This window comes from Syntrophotaleaceae bacterium (assembly GCA_041390365.1).
GTDB lineage: Bacteria > Desulfobacterota > Desulfuromonadia > Desulfuromonadales > Syntrophotaleaceae > JAWKQB01.
The window spans coordinates 1365660-1377413 of sequence record JAWKQB010000001.1 but is presented as its reverse complement, the minus strand read 5'-3'; the positions used below and the strand labels follow the sequence as shown (position 1 = coordinate 1377413).

9 protein-coding genes and 1 tRNA gene are annotated in these 11754 nt (G+C 53.0%); 6 read left to right on the top strand and 4 right to left on the bottom strand.

Annotated features, from left to right (window positions below):
* The first annotated feature begins 33 nt into the window (after nucleotides 1-33).
* Together R2940_06380 and prxU are read left to right on the top strand one after the other, a co-directional pair.
* Nucleotides 34-1353, top strand: coding sequence for a hypothetical protein (locus tag R2940_06380; protein MEZ4599398.1), 1320 nt, complete (start codon nucleotides 34-36; stop codon nucleotides 1351-1353).
* 46 nt (nucleotides 1354-1399) lie between these two features.
* The gene (gene prxU, locus R2940_06375; GenBank protein MEZ4599397.1) at nucleotides 1400-2128 is read left to right on the top strand and encodes a thioredoxin-dependent peroxiredoxin; all 729 of its coding nucleotides are present in this window, start codon (nucleotides 1400-1402) and stop codon (nucleotides 2126-2128) included.
* A gap of 107 nt (nucleotides 2129-2235) precedes the next feature.
* Here prxU and fdhD read toward each other — a convergent pair whose 3' ends face one another.
* The 4 genes from fdhD to yedF form a co-directional block, all read right to left on the bottom strand.
* Nucleotides 2236-3246, bottom strand: a complete 1011-nt coding sequence (gene fdhD / locus R2940_06370; protein ID MEZ4599396.1) for a formate dehydrogenase accessory sulfurtransferase FdhD — start codon at nucleotides 3244-3246, stop codon at nucleotides 2236-2238.
* 47 nt (nucleotides 3247-3293) lie between these two features.
* Entirely contained in the window at nucleotides 3294-4565 is a 1272-nt protein-coding gene (gene selD, locus R2940_06365; protein ID MEZ4599395.1) for a selenide, water dikinase SelD, read from the bottom strand.
* Nucleotides 4556-5677, bottom strand: a complete 1122-nt coding sequence (locus R2940_06360) for an aminotransferase class V-fold PLP-dependent enzyme (GenBank protein ID MEZ4599394.1) — start codon at nucleotides 5675-5677, stop codon at nucleotides 4556-4558. Before R2940_06360 ends, selD begins: the two co-directional genes overlap by 10 nt.
* A 157-nt stretch (nucleotides 5678-5834) precedes the next feature.
* Nucleotides 5835-6449 (bottom strand): sulfurtransferase-like selenium metabolism protein YedF, encoded by a 615-nt coding sequence (yedF, locus tag R2940_06355; GenBank protein ID MEZ4599393.1) that lies wholly within the window; start codon nucleotides 6447-6449, stop codon nucleotides 5835-5837.
* A gap of 190 nt (nucleotides 6450-6639) precedes the next feature.
* Here yedF and R2940_06350 point away from each other — a divergent pair, with 190 nt between their 5' ends.
* The 4 genes from R2940_06350 to R2940_06335 all read left to right on the top strand — a co-directional run bounded on the left by R2940_06350 (nucleotide 6640) and on the right by R2940_06335 (nucleotide 11739).
* Nucleotides 6640-7533, top strand: a complete 894-nt coding sequence (locus R2940_06350) for a selenium metabolism-associated LysR family transcriptional regulator (protein MEZ4599392.1) — start codon at nucleotides 6640-6642, stop codon at nucleotides 7531-7533.
* Nucleotides 7534-7697: 164 nt separating this feature from the next.
* A tRNA-Sec gene (locus R2940_06345) sits at nucleotides 7698-7795 on the top strand.
* A gap of 69 nt (nucleotides 7796-7864) precedes the next feature.
* Nucleotides 7865-9772 carry a selenocysteine-specific translation elongation factor gene (gene selB / locus R2940_06340; protein ID MEZ4599391.1) on the top strand — a complete coding sequence of 636 codons (1908 nt, stop codon included), beginning with the start codon at nucleotides 7865-7867 and terminating at the stop codon, nucleotides 9770-9772.
* Nucleotides 9773-10068: 296 nt separating this feature from the next.
* Nucleotides 10069-11739: a hypothetical protein gene (locus R2940_06335; GenBank protein MEZ4599390.1), complete on the top strand. Its 1671-nt coding sequence runs from the start codon at nucleotides 10069-10071 to the stop codon at nucleotides 11737-11739.
* Nucleotides 11740-11754 lie beyond the last annotated feature (15 nt).

Below are 11754 nucleotides of genomic sequence, written 5' to 3'. Positions count from 1 at the left end.
ATGAAATTCAAATCGACCTTGGAGGAGATGCACATGTCAAAAAAAAGCGGCGTTATGGAAAGAAAAATTGGAATGGTTATTTTCCATAGCCTGCTGATTTTTTTCGTCGCTGCCGCACTCAGCGGTTGTTCCGGGGTTGCAAAAGGTGTAACACAGGCCATTCTGGAGAGTAAGCAGACAAGCCCGGCAGATAGCCGGCAGTGCCATGTCAGGGGACGGCCTTTCGCGGGTCTGGCGACCTTTCTGGACGAAGACCAGGAAAAGGAGGCACCTCCAGACTTGAAAGTGCTCATGGTTCACGGCATGGGCTCCCATTACCCGGGCTATGCAGCACGCATGGCTGAAAATCTGGCTCAGGCTCTTTCCCTCGACAGAGTCCAGGAACATCACAAGGAACTGCCTCTATCATCCCCGTTTCACCCGGATAAAAGAATCGGAAATCTTCGGGCCTGTCGATTTTTCGACAGCGCAGGCACACGGAATATGATCTTTTACGAACTCACCTGGGACTCCATTGTAGAATCTGAAAAGGAGACTCTCAGGTTTGACAGTTCCGAAGAGTATGCTTACCGTCGCGCGACCATTAACCGGCTTCTGAAAGAATTCGTCAACGGCACCATTCCTGATGTCCTGATGTATAACGGGACCTCGCATGAATTGATTCACCTGGCCGTGGCTCAGTCCCTCTGCTGGATGATGACCAGGGAATGGGAAGACTTTCCGTCTGCCGACGGCTCCTATTGTGATCCGCAAAAGGAAAATATCCTCGAGAACATCGATGACAGGATCGTATTTATAACTCACAGCTTAGGGAGCCGGATTACAATCGATACCATGCAGCGCCTCGCCACCATGGTGCGCTCGGATCCGAGACTGAGCGGTTGCGCCGAAGCGTTGAAGCAGAAGGAATTTACCGTTTTCATGCTTTCCAATCAGCTTCCCCTCTTGCAAATGGGCAGACCCAAACCCGAGGTTACAGGAAAAATAGAGGAAATCTGCTCATCCTCGGGGCCTCTCTCCGGTGAACGCCTTTTCGGTGAACTCAAAATCATTGCTTTCAGCGACCCCAATGACCTTTTCAGCTATGCCCTTCCACCAAGGTTTCTTGACGAGCACCTGGACTCCCGCCTTTGCCCGACGTTGACAAATGTTGTCCTCAATGTGGCGCCGGTGAACAATCTTTTCGGTCTGGGAGAATTGGCGAATCCTGTTTCGGCCCATATCGACTATGATAATGATTCAAGAGTAATCGGGCTGATCACGAGGGGAATCGGGGGGGCCGAAACGGATCCCGAGGTTCAAAAATGCTGCGCCTGGGTTGAAGCAGTTCCTGAAAAGGGACGGGAGAAATAGTGGGTGGGCTGCAAACCCGGGCAAAAAACAGGAAAGGAGGCAGGCGATGAGCAAAAAGCCCAAGGTGGGATGTGCCCGACCGACCGGTGGCCTGGTGGGGCCGTCGGAAGCGGCTGGGCAGCAAGGTGAAATCCAGCAGGCAATGGAACCCAAAAAGGAGGTGAATATGCTACGGCTTGGAAAGGAAGCCCCTGATTTTACCGCACCGGCTTATCACAAAGGGGATTTCACGGCTGTCAGACTCTCGGATTATCTCGGGAAATGGGTCGTTCTGTGCCTGTATCCAGGCGATTTCACCTTTGTCTGAGCGACCGAAATTGCGGCGGTCGCCGCTAATTACAAAAAGTTTCAGGAACTCGGGGTCGAAGTGCTGACGATGAGTATCGACAGTGTCTTTGTTCACAAAATGTGGAACGACAACGAGATTTCGAAAATGGTGGAAGGTGGAGTTCCTTTCCCCATGCTCTCCGACGCAGGCGGAAAGGTGGGAACCGCTTTCGGGGCCTATGACGAGGAGGCCGGGGTTGAAAATCGCGGCAGATTCATCATCGATCCGGATGGTGTTATCCAGGCCTACGAAGTCCTCAGTCCTCCAGTAGGCCGAAATGTCGCCGAGACGCTGCGTCAGATCCAGGCCTTCCAGCTCATCAGGGCGACCGATGGGGCCGAAGCGACCCCCTCGGGTTGGAAACCTGGAAAACTGACCCTCAAACTGGGACCGGATCTCGTGGGAAGGGTGTGGGAAGTCTGGAGTACCGACATGGAATCCGAATAATTCCAACATTCCAGAAAACGAAAGGCCCAACACGAGAATCGGTTGGGCCTTTCATAGTTTTTCACCATCCTACTGAAGTCCATAATCTCGTAAAAAATCAGAATCGTCTATGACTCAAAGGAATCTTTGACAGAATCGAACGATATCCTTTCCGGAACGGAAAAAACTTTGGTTTTCTCAAAGGTTGCGTAGCAGCATAGGGTGACATTGGACCTGCGGGCGGCATCGATGCCAGAACTGATCGGTGCCGATTTGGATATGATGAGAGGGAGTCCTGCCCGGGCGGCCTTCATGACCATGCCGGCCGGCTGCCGACCCGAGGAGACCAGGAACATTTGGGAGAGGTCATCGCCATTGAGGACCGCCATTCCCACCACCTTGTCAATGGCGTTGTGGCGTCCGATGTCAACGGCCTTGTACTTGAGCGTGCCGTCTGCCGCAACCAGGCTTGCGGTGTGTGCGCCGCCGGTTTTGTCCTGGGTTACGTCGTAGAGGTGTCGCATGCTGTCCAGAAGGACCTCGATGCGGAATGTCTGCTGGAGGGGGACGGTCACGTCCTCGTCCGGTCTGTCCCAGTTTATTTCCCAGCCGGAAGACCTTAATTCATGCCAGTGGTCGAAATGCTCGAAGGAGCGGATCTCCAGGAGCACACAATTTGCCTTTTCCTCGATGCTCTGAATACCTTGTCCGTTCTTTACGGCACCTTCCGTGACCAGGTATCCGACCGCCAACTCCCGGTGAAGATCGGGGGTGGTGACTATGGATGCCAGTCTGGTACCGTTGACGATCAGGTCCACGGTTTCTTCCACCATGACCGGATCCGTGGCCGGCTCTGCGCCCTCCCTGGTGATTTTCGTCGAGTTGTAGTTCCGGATTGATCCTTCGCCAGCTTCGGGGCGGGGATTGTTTTCCACGGTCAGGACGTAATGGTCGTCCTTCCTATTCAGGCCCAGCAGCCGATGACCTTCGGCCTTCAGGCTTTGGGGAACGTTTTTGACCGGTTCGCCGTCATCCAGCAGGATTTCCACCGTCTCCCCGTCATCGAGCATTTCCAGAGCCAGCTTGATCTTTATGAAATTCATCGGGCAGGCGACGCCGCGAAGGTCCAGTATTTCCATGTTTCACCTGTATGAGAATCGGTATCGGGGTCGAGCTTTGCGCCTCTTTATTTGACCACCAGATGTTTTGTCCCCAGCACGGTCGTCCTGCCAATGATGGCCGAGGCCGGGCAGCCTCGCGCCAGGAGGGCGGCCAGAATATCGTCTGCTTTATCGGTGGGGGCGCAAAGCAGGATGCCGCCGGAGGTCTGTGGGTCGAGGGCAAGCATTTTGCGTGAATAGGGGAGGCCAGGGGCGAATTCGGTGAAAGCCTCGATATGGGTCAGGTTGCGAAAACAGGCACCGGGGATACAGCCGGTCTCGAGAAGTTCGAGGGCCCCAGGCAAAGTGGGGATTTTCTCCGTATCGATCTCGATGCAGATGCCGCTCGCCTTTGCAATGTTGAGGGCATGCCCCAAAAGCCCGAAACCGGTAACGTCCGTCGCGGCGCGAATCTCGAACTCCTGCATGATTTCCGCGGCAATGCGGTTGAGCTGTTTCATGGAATCGAGTGCCCGGCCGTAGTCGGCGTCGGTTGCCTGGTCCAGCCGTCTGCCTGCCACCAGAATTCCGGTGCCGATCGCCTTGGTGAGAATGAGGGTCTGGCCCGGTTCTGCCTTGGCGTTATCGATCAGGCGTTGGGGATGGACGATGCCCGTCACCGCCAGGCCGTATTTGGGAGGAGTGTCGGCTATGCTGTGGCCGCCCACCAGCGTGCCGCCGGCCTCGTTGATTTTCTCCTGACCGCCGCGGATGATCTCGTGCAGCACTTCGAAGGGTATGCCTTCGGCGGGAAACATGACGAGGTTCATGGCGGTCAAAACTTTTCCGCCCATAGCGTAGACGTCGCTGAGGGCGTTGGCCGCAGCGATCTGGCCGAAATCGAAGGGGTCCGAGCAGATCGGCGGGAAAAAGTCGGTGGTTTCGATGATGGCGATTTCGTCCGTCAACCGGTAAACGCCGGCGTCATCGCCGGTGCCGATCCCCACCAGCAGGTTGGGATCGGTGTTGGCCGACAGTCGGCCGATGGCATCGAACAGGATGTGCGGCGGAAGTTTGGCTGAGCAGCCACCCTGTTCGACGGTGCTCAGCAGATCGAAAAGGGGGCGGCTTCCGGCAGGCGCGTGAACCCGCGCTTCCAAACCGTTTTGCGCCAGCAGTGTTTCAGCACGCCTGCCTACGGCCTCGGGCAGGGAGATGGCCATGCCGCACTCGGAGGAGATGTCCTTGGGCACCGGTACCACCTTGCAGTCGATACCGTTGTTCCGCAGGCACTCCTCGGCCTTGATGACCGTGCGCGTAGAGGTGAAGAGCAGCAGTATATCGTTGTTCAAAGGCATTTTTGCACCGCCTCGATGAAATAAGAAAAGTCGTCGGTCGAATGAAACGGGGAGACCCCGACGCGCAGGGTCCCTGTGGGAAAGGTTCCCAGGGTCCGATGAGCGAGGGGAGCGCAATGAAGTCCGACCCGCGTCTCGATGCCGAAATCGGCGAACAACCTGCGGGCAAGTTCGGCAGGATCGCGTCCAGGCTGCAGCAGGGAGATGACATCCCCCTGGTCGTCGAACCGGTTCGCGCGCAGAACCCTGAGAGCCGGGATGCTCTGAAGATCAGTGATGAAGCGTCTGAAATCCTCCCGGGAATGACGGCATGGCGTCGGTTCCGAAAGGGCTGCATGGAGGCCGTAGATGCCGGCGATATTGGGAGTTCCCGCCTCGAAACGGTCGGGAGCGAAGCCGGGCATGTCAAAGCTTTCGGATGCGCTCCCTGTCCCGCCGTAGATCAGGGGATCCAGACCGGCTGGATCACGCATGAAAAGGCCGCCGACGCCCGTGGGACCGAGAAGAGCCTTGTGCCCGGTGAAGGCTACAAAGTCGAGGTTCCAGCCGTCGGCGAAGAGCGGGATCGATCCGAAGGACTGGCTGGCATCGACCAGCAGAGGTACGGACCCAAGCTTTGCCCTGATTTCCCGCAAGGGCTGGATCACTCCGTTGACATTGGACTGGTGATTGACCACCACAAGCACCGTATCCCCTGTCAGAATCGAAGCAAGATGCTCGGGATCCACCCGGCCATCGGCACCATGAGGCATGATCTCGAAACGGGCCCCGTATCGCGAAGCGAGTGCCTGCAGAGGGCGGGTGACGGCATTGTGTTCCAGCGGCGAGATGAGGACCCGGCCGCCTTTCCCGAGAACGCTCTGCAGGACGAGGTTGATGGCGTAAGTGGCGTTGGGAGTGAATACCAGCCGTTCGGCATTCCCCGCCCCCATCCGTTCGGCCAGCAGGTCGCGCGTTCCTTCGACCGTTCTGGAAACCTCCAGGGCCCGAGAGTAGGCGCTGCGGCCGTAAGGGCCACCCACCTCGTTCAGATAGCGGGTCATGGCGGCAGCGACGGCCGGGGGTTTGGGAAAGGAGGTGGCGGCGTTGTCGAAATAAGTGTTTCGATTCATAACAGTTTGTTTTCGTATCATACTCATACTTGTACTCGTACTCGTTCTCGGATTTTTGCTCATTTCCAAATTGTTTTCGAGTACGAGTACCGTCCCGGGGACTTCGTACGAGTACGATTATCTTCTCATCCCTTTTTGCGATCGCTAAAAGGGCCATTTACAAGGTTATGATCCTGGCCGCGGTCGAAAGCTGCCCCAGGATGTCGTACATGTTGGAAATGGTGCCGGTGGCGACCCTGCTTTTGAGATCGAAGTAATCGACGCAGGTGCCGCATACCAGAACCTTGACACCCTGCTTCTCGAGTTCGGCAAGTGCCTGAACCGACGGGGCTCCCTGGACCACCGCAAAAACACCGGAATTGTAGCACAGGATGGCCGAGGGGAGAGGGGATACTTCCCGGACTGTGTTCAGACAGGCCTGCAGGAGAATCTTGCCCAACTCTTCCGATCCGGTCCCCATGCCGTTGTGACTGACGACGATCACCAGTCCGCCAGAAGGCCTGACTGGCGCCGGTGCACAGTAGAGGGCTGCATCTCCAAGGGGGGCCGCATCGGCTTTTTTCACCTCCAGGGTAAATGTTCCGCCTTCCGAGGAGACAGCGGGAGTCATTTGGTGATCCTGCAGAAACCGGATCAGATTGTCCCGGGAGATCTCGTTATCGATCAGAACCCGGAGACTTTCGCCCTGCCGCATTGTTTCCAGCGTCTTTTTCGTCAGCATTAACGGTTGCGGGCAGGCGAGCCCGCGAGCATCAAGCGTTTGGTCTGCCATATTCGTTTCCCCTTTGTCCCTGATTTAACGGTTTCGCGAAAAGTCATTACGAGCGGAATTTCCGGATGCCAAACGAGTTTTACAGGAAGGCAGCTTCCTTTGCCATGGAAAAATGCGCCTCTTCCGCAATGGACATTATCTCCGAGATGGGATATCTTGGCGGGGAATGTTTTCATGAAGCGGGTCTGCAATGAATTTAAAGCAACTTGAAGTCTTCATCGCCGTTGCCGAATCCGGAAGTTTTTCCCGGGCGGCCGATGTGTCGTTTCTTACCCAATCGACCGTGAGCCAGCATATTTCCGCTCTCGAAAAGGAGTTTGACCTGAAACTCCTGGACCGGACCGGAAAAGGGGCGCTCCTCACCGAAGCCGGGAAACTGTTTTTGAAACATGCCCGCCGGGTCACTGCGGAATCCCGCGAAGTTTCCCAGGCGATGAATCGTTTCCGGGGGCTCGAGGAGGTTACCGTAAGGATAGGGGGGAGCAATATCCCTGCCTGTTACGTGCTGCCTCCCTGTATCCCGACCTTTCGCGAACGCTTTCCCGGAGTCTTCGTCACGGTCCTGCAGGGCGACAGCAAGGAAACGCTGGAGCGCCTGAAGCGTGACGAGGTGGAACTGGCTCTGGTTGGAACGCGTTTTGAGGAAAAGGAAGTCGTTTATACGCCCCTGGTCCACGACAGGATTTCGCTGATGGTGCCGGCGGCGCACCGCTGGAGTGGAAAGCCCTCCATTTCTATAGATGATCTCGTCCATGAGCCGCTGATATTTCGGGAGTCCGGTTCCGGAACGGCCAGGGCGCTGACAGATGAACTGATCAAGGCCGGTTATGCCCTGGAACATTTCAGGACAAACATGTGCCTCGGCAGCAACGAGGCGATCAAACAGGCGATTCTGAGCGGTGCCGGAGTCTCCTTTCTTTCGGAAGTATCGGTTAAAAAGGAGTGCGTCCGCGGGGAGATGGTCCAGGTCAAGGTTCAGGGGCTCGAAATCATCCGTTATTTCTATCTGGCAACCTGTGCAGGCCGGGACTTGGCGCCTGCCGCCCGGGCTTTCATCGACAATCTTCTCGAACGTTTTTCGTAAATAAAAGACGGGAGAGGCCCGCTGCCTTTTCATCCATTCTATGCCCGCGATTTCGCTCTAAAATGTTTGCATAAGTCGCACTGATCAGGTAGTATGCAACGGCTCATGAGGGTCTGCCCGAAACCTGTTCTTCAGATTCGGTATTGTTCTATCCATCGCATAATGGAAGCGCGTCGGTCGCTGGTGGGCCGCCCGGTCTTCAAAACCGGTGTGGGGGGTGAGAAACTTCCCAGGTGGGTTCGATTCCCATGCGCTTCCGCCAAATTCCCGCCTCCCGCCAAATCGTTCTTCTGACCCGAACATTATTCCATCCGGTGAAAAAGGGCACGAAATGAAACACCTTATTCTCGGTACCGCCGGCCACATCGATCATGGCAAAACCTCCCTCGTCAAGGCGTTGACCGGCATCGATACCGATCGTCTGAAGGAAGAAAAGGAGAGGGGCATCACCATCGAGCTGGGCTTTGCTCACCTCGAACTGCCCGGCGTCCAGTTCGGCATCGTGGATGTGCCGGGACACGAGAAGTTCGTGCGGACCATGGTGGCGGGGGTGGGCGGCATGGACCTGGTCATGCTGGTCATCGCGGCGGACGAGGGGATCATGCCGCAAACCCGCGAACATCTGGAAATCTGCCAGTTGCTCGGGGTGAAAAACGGCATAGTGGCCCTTGCCAAATCGGATATGGTGGACGAGGAATGGCTGGACCTCGTCACGGAGGAGGTGCGCGAATATCTGTCCGGCAGTTTTCTGGCCGAGGCTCCCCTGGTCCCGGTTTCCTCCAAAACCGGCGCAGGCCTCGACAACCTCCGTGCAGCCCTTGTTGCCCTTGCCGGGGAGATACCGGAAAAATCGACCGCGGGTCCCTTTCGCCTGCCTGTTGACCGGGTGTTCTCCGTGGCGGGTTTCGGTACCGTAGTCACCGGCACTCTGCTCTCCGGAGAAATGACGATCGGCGACGAGGTGGAGATTTTGCCCTCCGCTCTCACCTCCCGTATCCGCAGCCTGGAAACCCATGCCAAAAAATCCGATAAGGGGTCTGCCGGGCAGCGGGTTGCCGTCAATCTGCAGGGGATCGAACATGCCGATGTTGCCCGGGGCCATGTAGTGGTCCCCCGCGAGGTCTATAAGGTGACCCGTACGGTGGATGCGCGTCTCGACTACCTCTCTTCAGCAGCCAGGGAATTGCGTCACCGCGCCACGCTCAGGCTCCATTCCGCCACTTACGAAGTTCCCGCCCAGATCATCCTGCTCGATCGCGACACCCTTGCTCCCGGGGAGAGCGCCTTTGTCCAACTGCGATTGAAAAGCCCGGTACTGCTCCTTCCCGATGATTTTTTCATCCTTCGCAGCTACTCCCCCCAGATCACCGTCGGCGGCGGCCGGGTGATCGATCCCGGTCCCCCCCGCCGCCGGAGGCGCTCCTCCCAGGCCCTCGAACTCCTCAACGCTCTGCATGAAGGGGAAGACGCTGAAAAGCTGCTGTTGCTTGTTCAAGAGAGCCTGTTGTCCGGCCTGAGCTGGGAAGACCTCCTGATTCGCAGCGGCCTGCCGCTGCCACATGCCGAGGCGGCTCTTGCCGGCCTCCTGTCACAAGGGAAGATCGTTCAGGTTTTGCGTAAGCCGAGGATTTTCCTGTCGCCGGAAGCCTTCGAAAGTCTCAAGGAACTGCTGATCGACGGGGTGGAAAAATATATCCTTGAAAACCCCCATAAAGAGGGGATCGGTAAGGAAGAGCTGAAGGCCCGTATCCCGGCGCGAAGCGATCTGCGCTTCTTTTCCCTGGTGCTGCACGCCTTGGAGAAGGAAGGGAGGGTCGTCGTGGAGCGGGAGCTGGTCAAGAAGCCAGGCCATAAGCCCTTTGCCGCAACCGACCTCGCCGACCTTCTGGCGAAGCTGGAACAGGCTCTTCAACAAGGGGGTATGGAACCGCCGACAATCAAGGAATTGTGCGAGTTGGTGGGCGGCGGTGAGAAAAGTGTCCTCGATCACTTGAATCTCCTGGCCCGCGAGGGGCGGTTGATCAAGGTCAAGGCTGATCTCTTTTACGCACCCGAACCGATGCGGAAGCTGCAGGAAACCTTGATCGCGTTTCTCAAAGAAAAACAGGAAATCACCCCTCCCCAATTCAGGGAGATTACCGGACTTTCCCGCAAGTACATGATTCCCCTTTTCGAATTTTTCGACCAGGAAAAGATCACTCTCCGGGTGGGCGATAAAAGGGTGTTGAGAAAGCGATAGTTTCGCGTGATTGATGCCCGCTACTATTGTTAATATTTCTTTATCATTTTATCCCTGATTAATATACAAGTTTCCCTCCCTTTCCGGCTGAGAAGACTTTTCACGCTGTCGAAAAATATTACATACCTTTATTCTGTTTTGAGTCAAAGTAAAAATTTATTTAAAAAACAGGTATATGCCAAAAGGAACACTATTTGCATTAAGAGGTTAATGTGAAAGATTTTCCAAGGTACGAGCAGGGTGGGCAGCGTTGGCTGCCGTAATTTCAAGAGCGCGGTCCTTTGCGGCAGGCAAATATGATTTCGATCGAGGGTCTAAAACAGTACCAAGCACCGTCAGGCAAATCTCTCGCAATTATTTCCACGGCCTTAGCTGTATTTTCCTTGTTCTACTGGATCAGTGCTTATTTCAAACCGTTTCACGTGGACGAGTTCTATTCGTGGGTTTACGCGCAACGGTGCACGTTTAAAGAAATTTTTCTCCTCAAGGATGGCGGTATCGGTCATCCCCCGCTCTATCATCTTCTGCAGAAGATAATCATTGAAATTGTCCCCTCCTATCATTTTCTCCATTTGCGTGTTGTTAATTATTTTTCAGGGTTGGTATTTGTGGCCCTATTGGTGAAAATCTTGTACAGGTACTCAAATCACGCACTGTTCGCCGTGGCTGCGGTATCATCATCTGCCATTCTCAATGTCTTTGTTTTCTCAAGGATGTGGGGTCTAGTTTGCCTGTCGTCTCTTTTATTGGTGATCCTTGGGGAAAAATATCTTAATGAGGAAAACGATAGGCTTTTGCCGGCAATAGGTGTTGTCTGTATTGTAGGGCACTTATCTGACTATAATTTCATTCTTATGATGCCGTATATTTTCTTGATTTATTCAATTAAAAAGTTCAACTATAATTCTGTAAAATCATTATATGGTTTTCTATTATTTATTTTTCTATCAACAGCGATTTTCAAAATTTCTAAAATAGAAGGAACAGGAATTTCAATTTTTTATAATATAATTACAGATTATGTTTTAAGCATTCCACAAATTTTTTTCGAAACAACGTTCACTTTTTTGAATTTCTGGTTTTTGGAAACATTTGTAATCTCAATAATGATCATATTCGCATCTTTTTATATAAATTGGAAAAAAGAAAAAGGAAAAATCGATGGCTCACTCACAGTCCTGACATTTGCCATTGGTATGGTGATTCTCCATGTTATTCTAAAAATTTCACCCTATATTAGGGTACGCTACAGTGGAATTGTAGTCATTTTTTCTTTAATTGTTTTCTGGCATTTCTTGAGGCGAGCAAATATATGGAATGTAACAAAGCTTTCTGACAGAATAATACATTCAATTGCTGGAGGAATGATCATCCTGCTTACAATAAGCCCGTATTTCTATAAGAATCTTATTGATTCAAGGTTTTTGGCACTGTTTCTTCCTTGTATTTTCATGTGGATGATTAGTATAGGGAATAAGCAGTTTCTAACAATTCTTTCTATAATACTGATAATTTCAGGAGTCATTTACTTAAGTTCGAACGGTATAGCAGAGAATTATCCCCCGCCAGTGATTGATAACAGTGGTAAATTCATTTTTCAAGATTATTCTTCCTATGCTAATCAATATATTAAAAAATTTCCAAATATTTTGCAAGATCCTGTTTTTTTGGATGTATCCGCAGCTTATAAATCCTGTCGAGTATGTGCAATGGGTACAAAAATCGAAACTATTACTTCTGGAAAAAAGATTTTTATACTAGGTAGAGAAGACGGTTTTAATTTATCCGAATTTAAAAATTTAAATGGTTTAGTTCTAAATAAAAAGTGTGTTGTTGGCCTTAGTTTTTCTGACAAAATTCAATTTAAATATTTAACTCCAATTCGTACTTGGCGCCATTCAATTTTTGAGTTCGAAAAATTAGATATCTACAATAGCTTGGAAGAGAAAAATAGTAGTTTTCAATAATAGTTCTAATCTGAA